We start from the raw sequence: 16,882 nt of genomic DNA, 5'->3' as shown, positions 1-16,882 counted from the left end.
ATGAGGGCGCCCCTTATTGCCATTTCAGCGGCTCGGCAAACCGTCGATACCGCCTTCGGCCCGATGCCTTCAACAGTCCAGAACATGGCCTACGCCAACGGCGTCCTTGCCGCAGGCGGCCGTCCTGCCATTCTTCCGTCAACGGCAACAATCCCCGATGCGGCCCTTGAAGGGTTCGACGGGCTCATCCTCACCGGCGGCGGCGACATCAGCCCCCGACTGTATGGCGAGGACCCGATCGACACGGTCTATGACGTCTGCGATATCCGGGACGATTTCGAGATCGAGCTTTACAACGAAGCCATGCTCCGTGGCATACCCGTCCTGGCGACCTGCCGGGGAATGCAGCTTGTCAACGTCATTCGCGGCGGAACCCTAGTCCAGGAAGTAAGCCCGGACCGAGGGCACTGGCAGGACAACCCTTCACACGAACCATGGCACAGGGTGCAACTGGAACCTGATTCCGAACTTGCCCGGATCGCCAAAGGCCTGACCATTCCCGTGAACAGCTACCACCACCAGGGCCTGGGAAGGCTCGGAAAGGGCCTTCGCATTGTGGGACGGGAAGGCGACGTCATCGAGGCAATCGAAGCCGATGATGCCAGCCTGATCGGGGTGCAGTGGCATCCCGAACACATGGTCGATTATGACGAAGCCCAGAAGGCTCTCTTCGTGGATCTCGTGGAGAAGGCCGCGGCGCACACACAGTCAGAGCAACTACTTCAGGAGCAATTCTCATGAGCACAGAAACCGAGCGCGGGCTCAGCCACAACAAGTCAGACTTTGACTTCCACGGACGGGCACTCGACAACATTTTCGACGACTACCAGGACATGCTCGCCAACGGTCCTGTCGGTCACAGCGACAAGTACGGGGGCTTTTGGTACATCACCAAGAGCGAAGACATCTTCAATGCAGAGCAGGATCCTGACACTTTCGCTGTCGGTCCCTCCATGCTCCTCCCTGCCTTCGGCACCGATGTCCCCCTTATCCCGATCGACATCGATCCGCCGACCCACGCTGACTTCCGCAAGATCCTGCTGCCGATGTTCACTCCCATGAATGTTTCCAAGCTGGGCCCGGGAATGCGGGAGACCGCCCGGCAGCTCTGCCAGGAGGTCCTTGAGGCAGGCGAGGTCGTGGACGTTTCGGCCAAGCTCGCCCGTCCGATGCCGACAATCATCTTTAGCCGCCTGGCCGGATATCCGGAGCAGGACTGGCCGATTTTCGACCGGTGGATCGACGAGATCATCTATGAGCGCACCGCCCATCCGGAAACGGCGTACGCGGCAGGACGTGAGCTCAACGACTACTTCGACCGCCTTCTCGACGAACGGGAAAAGGCCGGACCGGAAGCAGAGGCCAGCAACGATCTGATCACCCAGCTTCTGAAAGCGGAGGTGAAGGGACGGAAGCTCACGCGTGAAGAACTGCTGTCGTACTGCTACCTGCTCTTCCTGGCCGGGCTGGACACGACCGCCTGGGCAATCCGGTCCGCCCTTTGGTACCTTGCCGGCAACCCGCACGCCCAGCAGCAGTTGCGTGAAGACCCGGACCTGATCCCCACAGCTGCCGAGGAGTTCCTGCGGACGCTTTCTCCGGTCCAGGCCATGGCCCGCACAGCAAAAGCAGACACAGTTGTCCGTGGCCAGGAGATCAAGGCCGGGGAACGCGTCGTGCTCGTCTTCGGCGCGGGCAACCGGGACCCGGAGGTCTACGAAGAACCCAATGAAATCAAGATTGACCGTGAAGACAACCGCCATCTGGCCTTCGGCGGCGGTATCCACCGGTGCCTTGGATCGAACCTTGGCCGCGCCGAGATGGTTATTGCCATGGAGGAATTCCTGAAGGCTGTCCCTCACTTTGAACGGGCGAATGACGACGAGCCGTGGCACGGCGTCGGCCCGCTTACCCTCAAGATTGGAGCTTGATCACTATGGGAGAACTTTGGGTCGATGGAGGGCGTTGCCAGGGCCACGCCCGGTGCTGGGCGCTGGCACCCGAAACCTTCGAGATCGACGAGGAAGGCTATGCGCACGTCATTCCTGGCCGCGAAAACAGCGGCGACGAGCCGAACGTCCGCAAGGCCATCCGGAACTGCCCTGAACGGGCAATCCTTGAACGGGAATCGACCGAGGCCGGCGAAAAAGCCGCAGAGGTTTCGGCGTCGTGACACATCTGCCAGACCGGGTCGCGATTATTGGCGCTTCGGTTGCATCGGCGATGCTGATTGAACGCAGCCGTGAGCTCGGCTTTGCAGGCGAATTTATCGTCATAGATTCCGACCCGAACGCGCCTTACGACCGGCCCCCGCTGTCCAAGCAGTTTCTTCTGGGCACTGGTTCCGTCGAACCGGCCGAGTGGTGGCCGGAGGCTACGCCGATCCTCAACGCAAAGGCAATCGGGCTGCTCCCTGACAAGCGGACTGTTCTGCTGGACAAGCTCGGAGAAGTGGCGGCTGACGCGGTCGTCATCGCAACCGGAGCCGGTTCCATCAGACTGCCGAATGAGCCCGCAGGCGTTCTCAGCCTGAGAACCGCCGAGGACGCCCTGGCCCTGCGCAATGCCGTGGATGCAGGAGCTGCCAGTGCGATCATCATCGGCGCCGGAACCATTGGTGCGGAACTCGCATCTACACTGGCCCAGCGTGGGCTTGCCGTCACCGTGGTGGATCTGGCTCCGCAGCCAATGCAGCGCTTCTTTTCAGGACATCTGGGGGAAGAAGCAAAGGCATGGATGCACCAGGCAGGTGTTGTAACCCACTTTGGAGTTGCTGTGGAGTCCATTCAGAAAACCGATGCCGCATGGACAGTCCAGGTCAGCGGCCTGGACCTGCACGCCGACCTTGTTATCAGCGCTGTCGGCGCCCGGCCCAATACCGAATGGCTGACCTACAGCGACCTCGACATTTCCAACGGAGTCCGTTGCACTGCCGACGGGAAGGCGCTGCTGACCAGCGGTGAAATCGCTGACGGGATCTTCGCTATCGGAGACGTTTCGGCACGGCAGGCCGAGGACGGAACGTTTCGGCGGTTCGAGAGTTGGACCCAGGCCCAACGGCACGGTGCAGCCCTCGCTGAATACTTCGCCGGCTTCGAATCCACGGAACTGGAACAGGCTCCGTACGGATGGACGGAACAGTTCGGTCGAAAGGTCCAGGTACACGGCATGCTTCCGCCGGAAGGCGAACTTGTGCAGGTCTACGCTGCCGAGGAACGCAACGCCGCCTTGTACCGGATCGGATCCGCGGAGGAGGAGACGGCCTGGATTGGCGTCAACGCGCCAAGGCAGTTCAGTCGGGCCTCCATGGGCATGAGCCTCCTAAGCTGAAAAGATGAATACCCCTGCTGAGCCCGCGGCCCCGCAACCGAACGAGGTCCTGCCGGCTGACTATCGCCAAAAACTCCAAATAGCAGAGCTCCGGGCAGATACCCTGTCCGAGCTCACGCAGCTCATGATGGAAGGACCCGATCCGCTCGCGCTTGCTCAAAGGGCAGTGGACCTGGTTGCCAGGGCAACAAACTCAGCAGGGGTTTTCGTCTACCTGTGGGATGAACAGGAACAAGTTCTTGTTATGCGTGCAGGTACCGCTGGAGTGCAGAGCCAGCAAGTTGGAAGGGTCACCCTTCGCCTCGGCGAGGGGGTAACCGGCTGGGTGGGGCTTACCCGGCAGTCAGTTGTCCTTAACAAAAACATTCAGCAGGATCCGCGGTTCGTCAGCATCAGCGAACTGCAGGAAGAAGATTTCAACTCGATGCTGGTAGTCCCGATCGTGGCTCCGACCGGGACGCTCCTGGGTGTATTCAGCCTCTGGTCGTATGCCGAGGAAACCTTCACCTGGGAGTCAAAGCTGATTGCCGACGAGGTGGGCATGCTGCTTGCCAGCGGCCTGCTGCAGGCTGAGACTGTTGACGACTTGCGGCGTCAGTCTGCAGCAGCACATTTCCTTGTAGATTTCCCGATCAACTCCGCCACTTCGGTTCTGCAATGCGCTCAAGTGGCCGCCCAGTCGATCCTCAAGCACATGAGCTCCGACGGTTGCGTCATCGAATATTTCGGTCGTGGTCCAGCCACATCCCCGCCCACTGCCATCGCAATGGACAAGGGCGAGCGAAGCGGAACAGTGGTTCGAACCACTCACTCACGAACAGCAACCTCCGAATTTATCGAATCCAACTTCGCCGGACATGAGCGGATATCTGTTTCCTTCGGCCTGACGAGCACCCGGGGCATCGTCACCTGCTACCGTCCACGCCGCTATTCCGCCAGGGAACTTGACCGACTCAGCGCCATTTGCTCCCAACTGGCCGCCCTGTTTGAAGCAGTAGAACTGGAATCGGTAGGTTCCTCCCATGCTTCACGCCTGCTCCGTAGCGTCGGCACGAGCACATTCGCCCGCATTCTGGAGGAGTCAGGCTGGTCAAAGGGCCGCACACTGCCTGTCCTGGTACGGGTGAAACGGCTGAAATTCGACTCGGATGCCGTGTCTAGGCGCATTGCCCCCTACCTGCAGGAACTGGCCGGCCCACGGTCCCTCGTCTTCACGGAGGGACCCCTCAGCCTGCTCTTTATCGATACCCCCTCCGGTACGGGAGAGGAGATCAAGGCGAAGCTGGAGACAACTCTTTCTGAGCTCGACGAACACCGCGGCGTCTCAGCCTTCGCCGGCCTCGGTCCGGTGGCCCGCGATGTCGCTTCCCTGCAGCCTGCGCTTTCCGACGCCGAGACCGCACTGGCATGGACAGAACTAGTTGCCAGGACGTCCGGGAGACGGGTCACCTCTTTCAGCGAAATAGAACATCTGCAGGACATGCCGCTCGTAGGGGAAGGGATGTCTGCGGAGATCAAGGACGTGCTCGCTGAACTCAGGTCCCTCATGCGCTACGACGCAGAAAATGGAACCCAGTTGGCCGAAACAGTTGCCATGCTGCTATCCAACAAGGGATCCATTGCGGACACGGTCTCCAAGTTGCACATCCACCGCAACACGCTCCGGCAACGCCTCCAGCGCGTAGAGCAGCTCATCGGTCATTCCTTCGAAGAATCCGGAGACTGGCTACCCACAGGCATTGCCGCACGGTTGGCGGTGCGGGAAGGCCAGCGCGCGGTTCTTCAGTGACGGCAACGGCCGCCCAAACTAAATTCCTGTTCAAGGACCGTCCCATGGTGTGAATAGAGTCGACCCCAGCCATCCGAAGCGCCAATGCCTCAGCTCTGCAAGCACACACATTCGGATCTCCATGTGCAAATGGCACTGCGGTCGCGGCGATGCCGTTCGCTACCTTGAAGTATTGGAAACTCCGATCAACCGATAAGGAATTCGAGCATGACCTACCAGCCAGATCTTTCCCGGGGCGCCGGCACTTTGCAGGCCCTCGTCATACAGCCGGATCCCTATTGCCCGATCGACCGTCTCGGCCTGTGGCTGCACGACGAGGGTATAACCACCAGAATTGTCCAGCCTTTCAATGACGACGTGATCCCGGAAATACTTCGGGAGGACGCCCTGGTGGTCCTGGGCGGTGACATGAGCTCGCTGGACGACCATGTCTATCACTGGCTTGCCCACATCCGCAGCCTTATGGCAGCTGCTGCCAGCCACAGGAAGCCCACACTTGGGATATGCCTCGGAGCTCAGCTGATGGCACAGACTTTCGGCGGTACGGTGACCAGGGGCGACCAGGGCCTCGAGGCGGGAGTCGTAGAGGTAGCATTACGGTCCGAGGCGGCCGGGGATCCCCTGATGGCCGGGTTACCGGGCCCTTTCTGCGCCGGGGCCATGCATGGGGACATGATCGACCACCTGCCACCTTCGGCGGTCTGGCTCGGGATGACCGCCCAGTATCCGCATCAGGCTTTCCGGGTAGGCGAAATGTCGTGGGGAGTTCAGTTTCACCCTGAGCTGTCGCCGGCGGTCTACCGCCAGTGGCTATCCCTGGTCGACGAGAATGACGCGGTTGCCATGGAGCGGGCAGGGCATGGTATGCAGGCGTTCGAGAATCAAGACCAGATTGTGAGGGAGCATACTGAGGCAATGGCACGACGCTTCGCCCACCTGGTCCGAACGACCGCAACAGTGGCTTCCCAGTAGACCAAGTGGTGTGGCGGCGCTGCCGTTGCGGCTTGGACGTGTCCTGGACATCCGGCGCCGCGCCTCCTGCCCCCGGCACCAGTCATTCCAAGGGGGCGGGAACATGCCATATCCGTCGTGATCGGATGCGCCAGGTATGTGGCCCTTCGCAGATGAGCGTGGTTAGTGCTGGCTGAGACTGTCCCCGCCGGGCATTGGATGTTGTCGGTGCGGCGTGGTGCGGTGGGAATAAGGTCAGGGCCTCTTTGAATTGGTTGCGGCCAAGCAAACCAACACCCAAAAGAGACCCTGACATGAATAACTCTATGTCTTGTTCCGGTGGCCGCTGGTGCACGCGCGCCGGATGCGCTGCTCGGTGTCGAGGGCCTCCACATCAACTCCGTCACAGCAACCGCCAACGGCCTGGTTCTGCACGTCGAAACCGGTGAAACCCTCAGTGGCTGTCCGGGCTGCGGCGTCGTCGCGGTCGGGCACGGCCGCCGGCCGGTTCGTCTCCATGACACCCCGTGTTTCGGTCGTCCGGTGCGGCTGCTGTGGGCCAATCGCGTCTGGCGCTGCCCCGACCCGGACTGTCCGGGGGAACACCTTCACCGAGGAACACCCGTTGGCCGGGCCGCGGGCGAAACTCACCGCCCGGGCAGTGGCATGGGCGACCGACGCGCTGCAGCGTTTCGACACTTCCGTTTCAGCCCTGGCCCATCAGCTCGGCTTTTCCTGGCACACCGTCTGGGACGCCATCAAGGCAGAGGCCACCAGGCGCATCGGCATCACGGAACGGCTGGCCGGCGTGAACGCGCTCGGCGTCGACGAGCATGTCTGGTCACACACGGGCCCGCCGGGATCCGGCATGGTCACCGGGATCGTGGACCACACACGGGACGCCCGCGGCATAGTTCACGCCCGGTTGCTGAACCTCGTTCCAGGACGGTCCGGGAAGGCCTACGCCGACTGGCTCAAAGAGCGCGGTGCCGCCTTCACCACCGGCATCAAGACAGCGGCCCTGGATCCGTTCCGTGGCTACGCGAACGCAATCCGCGATGAATTGCCAGAAGCCATCACCGTCCTGGACGCGTTCCACGTCGTAAAACTCGGATCGGCCATGGTCGATGAGGTCCGCCGCCGCGTCCAGCAGGACACCCTCGGACACCGCGGCCGCAAGGGCGATCCGCTCTACGGCATCCGCCGGGCGCTGCAAGTCGGCGCCGAACACCTCACCGACAAACAAACCGCCCGGCTCGACGCGAAGCTCACCCTCGGGGACCCGCACCACGAGGTCACCCTGGCCTGGCAGTGCTACCAGAAGCTCCGCAACATCTACCACGCCAGACCCGAGCGAGGCAGGGAACTAATCAACGAAGTGATCGCTTCGTTCCCGTCCTGCCCGATCCCGGAAATCTCACGACTGGGCCGGACGCTCAAACAATGGAAGGCAGCGATCCTGGCCTACTTCGACACCAACGGCGCCTCCAGTGGACCCACCGAAGCGATAAATGGCGTCATCGAAACCACCCGCAGAATCGCCCGTGGCTTCCGCAACTTCACTAACTACAGACTTAGATGCCTACTCGCCGCCGGCGGCCACCGCCCCTACCGGATCAAACAAACGAACCATGCCTAAACGCGAAGGGCCAGGTATGTTGAAGCGCCTACGTATCTTGAGCTCCTTGCAACAAACAAACGCACCCGTGTCTTCAGGTGTTTCCCAGCACCGGCCCCAAGCGGTGTCGAACAGGTTCCCTCAAAGACGACGTCACGGTACTTTCACGAAGGATGGTGCTCTCATGGTCAGCGGAGCCAGGGTCTCTCCGGCTGAGTAGCTGTCTGCGAAGACAGCCGCTCCTGCGCTGGTCAACGCTACCTGGACATTCGCCCACATGGTTACGCCGTCTTCCACCGACACCGCCGGCAAACGGAGATCGGCGAGCTGCACCGTCTCGTTTCCTTGCTCGATGGACAGGCATGCCCCGTCCGGCCCGACTTCTATTTTTGGGTTGCAAATTGCGACCGACATAAGCCCATGGTGGGCGAGGAAGCGCGCCTCCCCACCGAACTGGAGCACAAAGTGGTCACCGGCAGACTGGTCCAGGCTCTTGAACGGGAAATAGAACTGCCGGGTATTGGTCACGGCAGCACCGTCACGCAAGAGTATGCGTCCGTCATGCATGGACTGCACGTAGCGGACAAAGCTGTCTTTGACCGCCCATGCCATGCCGAGATCTGCTCTTTCAACAGTGAGTTCGGACATCAGGGTTCCTTTGTCGTTGCCAGGTTGCACAGGGCCGGTGGCGCTCCCCGCTCTCTGACACACCAGGTAGGGGAGGGGCTTGCGGCTGTTCATCTTCGACCATTTTCGTGGCGGTTCAGGTGATCGACATGTACTGCGGGCACATCATTCGCGCGGACCGTGTGCCTGGCGCCCATCGGAAAGGACGGTCGTTGAGGTTACGAGCCTGCTGGGGGAGCGCTGATGGGCGCGGCCCGTCAGGCCGGGTCTGAATTAGAGTGCCATATTCAGTCGTTCAGACGCGATGCACTCGTAGACGAGCCCGGGAGGAATCCGGTGGCAGAGCTCCAGGGTGTAGGACCAGGGGCCGTGCCAGGTGACAAGAACACCTGACGCTTCACTGTTGTCCCGTTGGGAACGCAGCCTGGTGATTGCTGCTGACAATTCATTATCACTGTGAAACCGTTCCCGATGCTGTACGTATCCAGCCGCCTTGGACTGCCCGCCCCTCATGATGCAGCCTCCCGCTGGAAGTCAGGGCAACGGCTGAACCTCTCGGTTTCCCACTTGTAGTCGACCCACACGTTGAAACCGTCTGCCCGGTGAAATAGCCGGCGGGGCTCAGCGCCGTCACTGTCGAGCCACAGGATTTGATCATCGTCGGTGACTGCATCGACAACTCCGCGCCGGATCTCCTCATCCTGAAGTTTAACAATGACCGGCTGGCCAATCAGCGGCTGCCACTTGGGTTGCAGGTGAAATGCCATTCGATGCTTTCCCTTCCTGTGAAGCGGGCCGTGTCTGCCTTCTATCGGGCAGACACGGCCGATGCCTTAAACCGTTACCAGGTCCTGCCAGTCGGCGAGGTCATGCCCGTGGGCATCGCTGACAGACTTGTGGGTGACCTTGCCTGCCGCCACGTTCAGACCGCCGGCGAGAGCGGGGAGCCGGTCGAAAGCACCCTTGACGCCGTAGTTGGCCAAAGCCACCGCGTAGCGGAGCGTGACGTTGGTCAGGGCGTAGGTGGAGGTGTTCGGGACAGCGCCGGGCATGTTGGCCACGCAGTAGAAGATCGTCTCGTGGACCTTGTACGTGGGTTCCTGGTGCGTGGTGGGGTGGGTATCTTCAAAGCAGCCGCCCTGGTCCACGGCGATGTCAACGAGCACCGAGCCGGGCTTCATCCGGGCCACGAGGTCGTTGGTGACGAGCTTGGGTGCCTTGGCGCCCGGGATCAGGACGGAGCCGATGACGAGATCAGCATCGATAACGGACTTTTCGATCTCGTATGAGTTGGACGCTACGGTCTTCAGGCGGCCCTGGTACTGGGCGTCCAGCTCGCGCAGCCGGTTGATGTTGATGTCCAGGATGGTGACGTCGGCGCCGAGGCCGAGCGCCATGGCCGCGGCGTTGGTGCCGGCGACGCCTGCACCGAGGACGACAACCTTGGCGGGACGGACGCCCGGAACGCCGCCGAGCAGCACACCCTTGCCCCCTGCCGGCGCCATGAGCGAGGTCGCACCGACCTGGACGGAGAGCCGGCCGGCCACTTCGGACATCGGGGCGAGCAGCGGCAGTGCCCGGCCTTCCTGAACGGTCTCGTACGCGATGGCGGTGACACCGGATTCGACAAGCGCCTGGGTCAGTGCGGGTTCCGCTGCAAGGTGCAGGTAGGTGAAAAGTAGCAGGCCCTCACGGAAGTGCCGGTATTCGGATGCCACGGGTTCCTTGACCTTCATCACCATGTCGGCCCGCGCCCAGGCCTCCTCTGCGGTCTCGACGATCTCGGCTCCGGCAAGGGCGTACTCCTGATCGCTGATGCCGGAACCGGCGCCGGCGCCGGTTTCCACGAGCACGTCGTGGCCGTTTGCTTTGAATTCGTGGACGCCGGCGGCAGTGATCGCGACGCGGAACTCGTTGTTCTTGATTTCCTTGGGGACGGAGATGATCATGACTCATGCTTTCTGAGGGGATTGATGCTTGTGGGCAAAAGAATGACAGAAAATGCGGAAACGTGAGCCCTGCTCGCAGGATCTGCGGCAGAATGGAAGCAGCTCATTAATTCCTGCATTGTGAGGAGCGTTACAGAGTGTCGGACTCGCAGAAACTGCAACAGGTGCCATTGGACGAAGTGGACCACAAGCTTCTTGGCCTGCTGTCCAATAATTCAAGGCGTACCAATCAGTCGTTGTCGGAGGCCCTCGGACTTGCGCCGTCAACCTGTCTTGCCCGCCTCAAGGCGCTCAAAGAGTCGGGGGTAATCAAGCGCTTCACCGTCGAAGTCGCACCCGAAGCAATGGGCCTGCCCCTCCAGGCCCTGGTCAGCGTGCGGCTTAGGCCTGGGGCCCGGCACCTGATGAATGCCTTCGGAAATGAGTTGCGGGACCTGCCCGAGATCAAGCAATTCTTCGTTCTTGGCGGTGCAGATGATTTCCTGATCCACATCACGGCCAGGAATACCGAGCACATCCGTCAATTCGTACTGGACCATCTGTCATCGAATCCTGCCGTCGCAGGCACCCAGACCAACCTCGTGTTCGAGCATGGCCACGGAACCGCCTTCGGACTCTAGGGATCTGGGACAAATGCCGCCGATGGCCCAAGCCAAAGGGCATCCCCGTTTTTCCCGACATCTGCGGCAGGCCCTGGTCGGCGAAACAGCAGGGACGCTGACTCCTTCCAGTCCATGTATTGCACTAGTGGGGGGCGGCCCCACCTGCTGCAATGGCAATACGAGACGCGAAAGAGTCGCTCATCAGGGAAAGGAGTCGAAGTGTCATCCTCAGATGCACATAACCCCGACTTTCAGAAAATCTTCGAAAGTCTGCCGAACCAATACATCATCGTCACCCCCGACAGAACGATCGTCGCTGCCACTGACTCGTTCCTTGCATCTACGGGAAAGAGCCGCGAGGGAATCGTCGGCATGGACATCCTCGAGGCTTTTCCGGACAACCCGGACAACCCTGACGCCAAGGGAACAGAGATTCTGCGCAGCTCCATCGAGCGTGTTGTCGAAACCGGCAAGATCGATATTCTTCCGCCTGTTCGCTATGACATCGAGAACTCAGACGGGATTTTCGAGCCCCGGTGGTTCCAGCCCCTGAACGCTCCGGCTTTCGACGATGACGGCAAGCTCGTCTATGTCCTGCACGGGGCGGAAGACATCACGGCTCAAATGACGAGCAAGAGCTGAACCCCGGCCGCCACCGACCCGATAAAGGACTGAAATTATGGACGACGTCAAAGCAACCCTCATTGGAGGACCGACCCTGCTCCTCGAGATCGCCGGCTACCGGATGATCACTGACCCCACCTTCGATTCCCCCCAGGTCTACCACCACCCAATCGCCGGACCCGTCATCAAGAAGCTCGCCCCCAGCGCCACCCCCGAGGAGCTTGGCCACGTTGACCTGGCACTCGCCTCCCACGAGCACATCGACAACCTGGACGTGGCCGGCCGGGGTTTTCTGACGATGGTGCCGCTTGCCCTCACCACGACGGAGGCTGCGAAGAACTTCGGCCCCAACGTCCGCGGGACCAGCGACTACGAGACTCATACCGTTACGCTTCCCGATGGCAGGCAGATGAAAATCACGGCAGTGCCGGCGCATCATGGCCCGGAGGGCGTGTGGGACGCACTCGGGCCCGTTATTGGCTTTGTCCTCGAAGCAGAGGGCATGCCGACGATTTACATCAGCGGTGATAACTCCGAGCTGGATATCGTGCGCGAAATTGCGGATCGTTTTCCAGCCATTGATATCGCTGTGCTCTTCGTCGGCGGCGCAAAATTCGATGTGATCGCAGATGGCGCGTACATCACCCTCAGCAATGACCGGGCCCTGGAGGCGGCCAAGATCATGGGTGTCAAGAAGGTCGTTCCAGTGCACGAGGATTCGTGGGAACATTTCAGCCAGAATGCGGACCAGATCAGCAAGCTTTTCGCCGATGCCGGGCTCAGCGAACTCCTCATCGCCTTGAAACCGGGGGAGTCTGCAGACATCCGGCTCTAGCAAACGGACCGCAGAATCGAAGGTTGGACGGTTATCGGCCAACCTTCGATTCTTGCTTAAAGGCAGAACCGGTGAAGGCCTGCGACGGACAGGCGGGCATCAACTTATGTGCGTGGCGCACACACAGCACCTCGAAGGGTCGGGAAGAATGGTGGCAGCACAACTCACGGATCGCTTGGAGCTCAGGGACGATGACGACCATTGCGGAGCAGTTCACCCGGGAACAAGACGACCTGGCGAAAACAGCAGGGCGCCCGAGTGCCGATTATTGGTCGATATCACAAGGGCTGCGGCTGCTGGGTGACCGCTGGTCCCTATTGATCGTGCGCGAACTCCTCTGCGGTGAAATGGGGTTCAACGATATGTCCCGGGCCCTGCCTGACCTTTCGCGGACACTGCTTTCCCAGCGGCTCAAGCGCCTGGTCCAGCTGGAGCTTGTCGTTCGCAACGATGAAACCGGCCCCCGCGGCTCACGACGCTACAGACTGACGCCGGTCGGCTACGCGCTGCGGCAGACCTTGGAGTCGCTGGGCCTCTGGGCGAGTCATTGGCATGCGCCCTTTGAGAATGACCTGCGGACAGGGCTTGGCACGCTGCTCGAACACATGGGCCGCAGCCTTGTGACAGATTCCCTGCCCAGGAAGTCGATTGTCCTGGGGTTCGAGTTCGACAACGTCAGGGGAGCTCCCCTTCATGGCTGGATCTGCACAGAGAACAGCAAGACAACCGCGAGCATCGGCCGCGCAGAACGTGTCCCGGATCTTCAGGTTCATGTCGCCCCGCGGGTGCTCTACGACCTCTGGTGGGGTCTGCGCCGCTGTGAGGAGGCGCGGCAGCTGGGCTCCATCGGGTTTGTTGGCCCGCAAGAGTGGGCTGCGGACTTCTCCGGCTGGTTCGCCCCTCGGGCAGCTTCCTAACGGTCAGCGCCCACCATACGGTGCCCCGCGGTTGACAGGCCCGCCGTTTCCCGGCTTCCTGCTATACAGGTACGTTGCACTGGGTCCTGTTTCTGGATGCCATGCAGGGATATGAAACAGGGTCTACACCCCTTAGCCGGGGGAGAGTAGGGTCAAGTAAACAGAGGTGCCGTCGCCCAAGCGTGTCTAAGAGACCACGTTGTGCCGGCGCTGCTTTCTTGGAGGAACCAGGATGGCTGGATGGAATGCTGACACGGCTGCCGGCCCAGTAGGGGCAGGGACCGTCACCCTGGTCGAGGAAACCTCGTTCTGCATTTCTTTGCCCAATGGCGACATTCATCCCGAGCACCCGCATGGCCTGTTCGTGCAGGACACCCGATTCCTGTCCCGCTGGAACCTGACAGTCAACAGTCATCCGCTTGAGTCCCTCGCTGCCGAGACGCGCGAGCCGTTCCGGGCCCTGTTTGCAGGTCGCGTTCCCCGTTCCGACGGATATGCCGACAGCCCGCTGATCGTGGAGCGCCTGCGGGAAGTCGGCGCGGGTATTCAGGAGCGACTTACCGTCCGCAATTATTCAACCAAACCCGTCGAATGCGCGATTTCCCTCGAGGTTGAAGCTGACTTCGCGGACCTTTTTGAAGTGAAGGAAGCCCGGATCCAGCGTGCGTGGGACGCAACCCGGTACGTGGATGGGGACCAGCTGACCATTTCCGGTGTCTGGCAAGGCATGCGAAAACGGGTCGTCATTCAGGCTCCGGGAGCAGAGGTGAAGCCGGAGGGGGTCACCTTTCTGGTATCTGTCCCACCGCAAGGGGACTGGAGCGCTGTCGTCAGTGCCCGGGTTGAGGTTGAAGGCTCTGGCCGGAGCGCCACCCTTGTCCACCCTGAGGGGGAGGAGTTGTCCCCCAGTGACCGGCGCCGCAAGGAATGGGTTGCCAGGATTCCCGTCGTTCGCATGGGTAACCGATCCATTGAGCGTACGTTACGGCGGAGCTACGACGACTTGGGTGCCCTCCGGATCGAGGATCCGGATCATCCCGAACGCGTTGTGGTGGCGGCAGGTGCGCCGTGGTTCATGACGCTCTTTGGCCGGGATTCCCTGTGGGCCTCGGAAATGGCGTTACCGGTGGATCCCTCACTGGCTTTGGGGACGCTGCAGACGCTGGCGGACCGGCAAGGAACCATCGTGGACCCGCTGACCGAGGAGGAGCCCGGCAAGATCCTGCACGAAGTAAGGCTTAGCCTCAATGCCGGTTTGGCCCTTGGAGGCAACTCAGCCTACTACGGGAGCGTCGACGCGACTCCGTTATTTGTGGATGTGCTCGGAGCCGTCAGCCGGTGGGGATTCGGAGCAGATATTATCGCCGGTTTGCTGCCCCACGCGGACCGCGCCCTGGAATGGATACGTCACTACGGGGACAAGGACGGCGACGGTTTCGTCGAATATGAACGGCTCAACGACCAGGGCCTGATAAACCAAGGCTGGAAAGACTCCTGGGACGGCATCAATTTTGCCGATGGAACACTTGCGGAGCCCCCGATCGCGCTCTGTGAAGTCCAGGCCTATGTCTATGCTGCGTATACCGCGCGTGCCTGGATGGCATACGACGCGGGCGACACGGCACGGGGAGATGATCTCGCCGATCGGGCGGCGGAACTGAAGCGGAGATTTAACGAGCAGTTCTGGATGCCGGACCGGGGGTACTATGCAATCGCACTCGACGGCAGGAAGCGACAGGTGGACGCGTGTGCTTCCAACATGGGCCACTGTCTGGTCTACGGACTCGTAGACGAGGACAAGGCTCCGCAGGTTGCCGAGCGGCTTATGTCTCCGGAGATGTTCAGCGGCTGGGGTATACGGACCTTGGCCAGCAACATGGGCGCATATAACCCGGCCAGCTATCACAACGGCTCGGTATGGCCCCACGACAATGCAATCATCGCTGCCGGTCTGTTGCGATACGGCTTCGTGGCGGAAGCACAGCGCATTACCACTGCGATATTGGAAGCCGCCGAATTCTCGGGCGGGCGCTTGCCCGAGCTCTTCTGCGGCTTCAGCCGTGATCAGTTCGCCGAACCCGTACCCTATCCAACGGCGTGTTCGCCCCAGGCTTGGGCAGCAACGGCCCCGATCCTCCTGGTGACGAACCTGATGCGGTACGACGTTCATGTCTCCCGTCGGGGACTGTGGATGGATCCTGTGCTTCCGGAAGCCTATGGTGATCTGCACATCACCAACGCACCTGTGGGTGGCGGCCGGATCACCATCGACATCGATAGGTCCGGCCCCTCTATTCAGGGCCTGCCTGAGTGGATGGAATTTCGACGCGGACATCGGCCATGGATTACGGAACTGGTCGAACAGGCAGACCGCCGACGACGGAAGTAGGCAGCCTGACTGTCGTCGACACCCTCGATGTTACAGCGCCGCCATCCCCTCTGGGACGAAGCCGGCGAACAGTTAGATGATGACTTCTGGCACGCCTCCCGTTAGGCGCGGCGACTTGCCCAACGGGAGACGTGGCATGATGAGCGCTATCTTCAGCGCTCATCGTGCCCGCACTTCACATGGCGCCTACGCGCCCGCTCAGTGCTCCGGCCAGTAGTCGTAGACGTCACTGGTCCCACGCATGAATTCGATAAAGACGCAGTCCCTGTCCCCGACGGTCCATGCTTCATGCTCCGGCGGCAGCATCATAAGATCTCCGGCTGAGAATTCCTCCTCGGATCCGGTACGCTGGCGCACCCCCAAACTGCCTTCCAGGATGTAGGCGACATGCGGCATGGGACACATATCCGTGTCGAGAATTCCGGTCTTGACCGCATCCTCCGTCACTGATGCTCCCACCGGGAAACGGACGAGAAGGGCGCTGGCCCCGTCAAGGGTCACCATCCTTTTCGTGATCCGCCCGATAGTAATGAGTTCGTACTTGTCCTCGTCGACAAAATTGGCCTTCTGCATACGTGTGAGGTCTACAGCCATAGTTCTTCCTCTGCTCCTTCGTCGTGTAAAGCGTCCGCAGTGACGCCTTGTTTCAATTCAGCGACCTGCTCTCTCTACCGGACAAGTACGAAAGCTGTACTGACCCCCATACCGCAGGCACGCATAAACGGCGCTCAAATCTACCCACGTTGCGCACTATACCCCCGGGGGGTATAGTGGATGCGTTGTCAGTGACAAGGCATGTCCCGGCCGGTGCCAACACCCGCTTTCACGGCCCGTCAACCCCAGCGCCCATTGATGCTCCATCAAGGAATGGAAACTGACATGTTTGAATCTGGAAACCGCACTGAGCTTCCCCTCGCCTCGAGTGCGGGATGCAGTTGCTGCACAGCCAACGTCTTTTCGCAGCCCACCTCCTCCGCTGCTGAGCTCACTCTCGAGGGCCTAACCTGCCGGCATTGTGCCCAGACAGTCGAGAAGGCCGTCCTGGTCCTTGAGGGAGTGGATTCTGTGGCTATTGAGCTCGTTCCTGGTGGCCTTTCCCGCCTCCTGATGGGCGGCAAAGCCGCCGCGGCTGCTGTACGCCAAGCCGTCATTGCCGCCGGTTACGTGGTTAGCGGCTAGTAATTCCCTGGAACTTCACGCCGCAAAAACGGCCCAGAAGTTGGCGCCCCCTCCCGAAACAGGAGGCATCGA

Annotated in this window: 18 protein-coding genes; 13 read left to right on the top strand and 5 right to left on the bottom strand. The window is 61.1% G+C overall.

What is annotated here, in order from left to right; all coding sequences use genetic code 11:
* The 6 genes from RI444_RS13250 (at position 1) to RI444_RS13225 (ending at position 6,091) form a co-directional block, all read left to right on the top strand.
* Positions 1–741, top strand: a complete 741-nt coding sequence (locus tag RI444_RS13250; protein ID WP_316963815.1) for a gamma-glutamyl-gamma-aminobutyrate hydrolase family protein — start codon at positions 1–3, stop codon at positions 739–741.
* The gene (locus tag RI444_RS13245; protein ID WP_316963814.1) at positions 738–1,931 is read left to right on the top strand and encodes a cytochrome P450; all 1,194 of its coding nucleotides are present in this window, start codon (positions 738–740) and stop codon (positions 1,929–1,931) included. The genes RI444_RS13250 and RI444_RS13245 overlap by 4 nt, the downstream gene beginning before the upstream one ends.
* Before the next feature lie 5 nt (positions 1,932–1,936).
* Positions 1,937–2,173 (top strand): ferredoxin, encoded by a 237-nt coding sequence (locus RI444_RS13240; protein WP_133830832.1) that lies wholly within the window; start codon positions 1,937–1,939, stop codon positions 2,171–2,173.
* Positions 2,170–3,330 carry an NAD(P)/FAD-dependent oxidoreductase gene (locus RI444_RS13235; protein ID WP_316963813.1) on the top strand — a complete coding sequence of 387 codons (1,161 nt, stop codon included), beginning with the start codon at positions 2,170–2,172 and terminating at the stop codon, positions 3,328–3,330. The genes RI444_RS13240 and RI444_RS13235 overlap by 4 nt, the downstream gene beginning before the upstream one ends.
* Before the next feature lie 4 nt (positions 3,331–3,334).
* Entirely contained in the window at positions 3,335–5,119 is a 1,785-nt protein-coding gene (locus RI444_RS13230) for a helix-turn-helix domain-containing protein (protein ID WP_316963812.1), read from the top strand.
* Positions 5,120–5,326: 207 nt separating this feature from the next.
* On the top strand, positions 5,327–6,091 hold the full coding sequence (locus tag RI444_RS13225) for a type 1 glutamine amidotransferase (protein WP_133830830.1): 765 nt from the start codon (positions 5,327–5,329) through the stop codon (positions 6,089–6,091).
* Positions 6,092–6,394: 303 nt separating this feature from the next.
* Here RI444_RS13225 and RI444_RS13220 read toward each other — a convergent pair whose 3' ends face one another.
* On the bottom strand, positions 6,395–6,589 hold the full coding sequence (locus RI444_RS13220) for a hypothetical protein (RefSeq protein WP_242703273.1): 195 nt from the start codon (positions 6,587–6,589) through the stop codon (positions 6,395–6,397).
* 106 nt (positions 6,590–6,695) lie between these two features.
* Here RI444_RS13220 and RI444_RS13215 point away from each other — a divergent pair, with 106 nt between their 5' ends.
* Positions 6,696–7,709 (top strand): ISL3 family transposase, encoded by a 1,014-nt coding sequence (locus RI444_RS13215; protein WP_308292711.1) that lies wholly within the window; start codon positions 6,696–6,698, stop codon positions 7,707–7,709.
* A 132-nt stretch (positions 7,710–7,841) separates the two neighbouring features.
* On the opposite strand, the gene RI444_RS13210 is transcribed toward RI444_RS13215, so the two are convergent.
* The 3 genes from RI444_RS13210 to ald all read right to left on the bottom strand — a co-directional run bounded on the left by RI444_RS13210 (position 7,842) and on the right by ald (position 10,264).
* Complete coding sequence (locus RI444_RS13210) at positions 7,842–8,336, bottom strand: HtaA domain-containing protein (RefSeq protein WP_242703048.1); 495 nt, start codon at positions 8,334–8,336, stop codon at positions 7,842–7,844.
* Between the two features lie 488 nt (positions 8,337–8,824).
* The gene (locus RI444_RS13205) at positions 8,825–9,082 is read right to left on the bottom strand and encodes a hypothetical protein (protein ID WP_133830829.1); all 258 of its coding nucleotides are present in this window, start codon (positions 9,080–9,082) and stop codon (positions 8,825–8,827) included.
* Positions 9,083–9,148: 66 nt separating this feature from the next.
* Entirely contained in the window at positions 9,149–10,264 is a 1,116-nt protein-coding gene (gene ald / locus RI444_RS13200; RefSeq protein ID WP_166183130.1) for an alanine dehydrogenase, read from the bottom strand.
* 137 nt (positions 10,265–10,401) lie between these two features.
* Between ald and RI444_RS13195 the strand changes: the two genes are divergently transcribed.
* From RI444_RS13195 to RI444_RS13175, 5 genes are all read left to right on the top strand, one after another.
* A complete protein-coding gene (locus RI444_RS13195) occupies positions 10,402–10,884 on the top strand; it encodes an Lrp/AsnC family transcriptional regulator (RefSeq protein ID WP_056387789.1) in 483 nt (160 codons plus the stop codon).
* A 201-nt stretch (positions 10,885–11,085) separates the two neighbouring features.
* Positions 11,086–11,508, top strand: coding sequence for a PAS domain S-box protein (locus RI444_RS13190; RefSeq protein WP_205679365.1), 423 nt, complete (start codon positions 11,086–11,088; stop codon positions 11,506–11,508).
* A 37-nt stretch (positions 11,509–11,545) separates the two neighbouring features.
* On the top strand, positions 11,546–12,325 hold the full coding sequence (locus RI444_RS13185) for an MBL fold metallo-hydrolase (RefSeq protein WP_133830826.1): 780 nt from the start codon (positions 11,546–11,548) through the stop codon (positions 12,323–12,325).
* Between the two features lie 191 nt (positions 12,326–12,516).
* On the top strand, positions 12,517–13,242 hold the full coding sequence (locus RI444_RS13180; RefSeq protein WP_133830825.1) for a winged helix-turn-helix transcriptional regulator: 726 nt from the start codon (positions 12,517–12,519) through the stop codon (positions 13,240–13,242).
* Between the two features lie 232 nt (positions 13,243–13,474).
* Positions 13,475–15,631 (top strand): glycogen debranching N-terminal domain-containing protein, encoded by a 2,157-nt coding sequence (locus RI444_RS13175; protein WP_133830824.1) that lies wholly within the window; start codon positions 13,475–13,477, stop codon positions 15,629–15,631.
* A 198-nt stretch (positions 15,632–15,829) separates the two neighbouring features.
* Here RI444_RS13175 and RI444_RS13170 read toward each other — a convergent pair whose 3' ends face one another.
* Positions 15,830–16,225 (bottom strand): hypothetical protein, encoded by a 396-nt coding sequence (locus RI444_RS13170; protein ID WP_133830823.1) that lies wholly within the window; start codon positions 16,223–16,225, stop codon positions 15,830–15,832.
* A 285-nt stretch (positions 16,226–16,510) separates the two neighbouring features.
* Here RI444_RS13170 and RI444_RS13165 point away from each other — a divergent pair, with 285 nt between their 5' ends.
* Positions 16,511–16,810 carry a heavy-metal-associated domain-containing protein gene (locus RI444_RS13165; protein WP_133830822.1) on the top strand — a complete coding sequence of 100 codons (300 nt, stop codon included), beginning with the start codon at positions 16,511–16,513 and terminating at the stop codon, positions 16,808–16,810.
* Positions 16,811–16,882: the final 72 nt, after the last annotated feature.

Source organism: Paenarthrobacter sp. AT5 (assembly GCF_032764245.1).
Taxonomy (GTDB): Bacteria; Actinomycetota; Actinomycetes; order Actinomycetales; family Micrococcaceae; genus Arthrobacter; species Arthrobacter ureafaciens.
This window is presented reverse-complemented; position numbering and strand designations above follow the sequence as displayed.

Excerpts from the sequence above, each read along its gene's own strand:
- RI444_RS13245 (WP_316963814.1), top strand. The coding sequence starts at position 738 with ATGAGCACAGAAACCGAGCGCGGGCTCAGCCACAACAAGTCAGACTTT.
- RI444_RS13205 (WP_133830829.1), bottom strand. The coding sequence starts at position 9,082 with ATGGCATTTCACCTGCAACCCAAGTGGCAGCCGCTGATTGGCCAGCCG.
- RI444_RS13230 (WP_316963812.1), top strand. The coding sequence starts at position 3,335 with ATGAATACCCCTGCTGAGCCCGCGGCCCCGCAACCGAACGAGGTCCTG.
- RI444_RS13180 (WP_133830825.1), top strand. The coding sequence starts at position 12,517 with ATGACGACCATTGCGGAGCAGTTCACCCGGGAACAAGACGACCTGGCG.
- RI444_RS13225 (WP_133830830.1), top strand. The coding sequence starts at position 5,327 with ATGACCTACCAGCCAGATCTTTCCCGGGGCGCCGGCACTTTGCAGGCC.
- RI444_RS13165 (WP_133830822.1), top strand. The coding sequence starts at position 16,511 with ATGTTTGAATCTGGAAACCGCACTGAGCTTCCCCTCGCCTCGAGTGCG.
- RI444_RS13250 (WP_316963815.1), top strand. The coding sequence starts at position 1 with ATGAGGGCGCCCCTTATTGCCATTTCAGCGGCTCGGCAAACCGTCGAT.
- ald (WP_166183130.1), bottom strand. The coding sequence starts at position 10,264 with ATGATCATCTCCGTCCCCAAGGAAATCAAGAACAACGAGTTCCGCGTC.
- RI444_RS13185 (WP_133830826.1), top strand. The coding sequence starts at position 11,546 with ATGGACGACGTCAAAGCAACCCTCATTGGAGGACCGACCCTGCTCCTC.
- RI444_RS13240 (WP_133830832.1), top strand. The coding sequence starts at position 1,937 with ATGGGAGAACTTTGGGTCGATGGAGGGCGTTGCCAGGGCCACGCCCGG.
- RI444_RS13210 (WP_242703048.1), bottom strand. The coding sequence starts at position 8,336 with ATGTCCGAACTCACTGTTGAAAGAGCAGATCTCGGCATGGCATGGGCG.
- RI444_RS13220 (WP_242703273.1), bottom strand. The coding sequence starts at position 6,589 with ATGGAGACGAACCGGCCGGCGGCCGTGCCCGACCGCGACGACGCCGCA.
- RI444_RS13175 (WP_133830824.1), top strand. The coding sequence starts at position 13,475 with ATGGCTGGATGGAATGCTGACACGGCTGCCGGCCCAGTAGGGGCAGGG.
- RI444_RS13170 (WP_133830823.1), bottom strand. The coding sequence starts at position 16,225 with ATGGCTGTAGACCTCACACGTATGCAGAAGGCCAATTTTGTCGACGAG.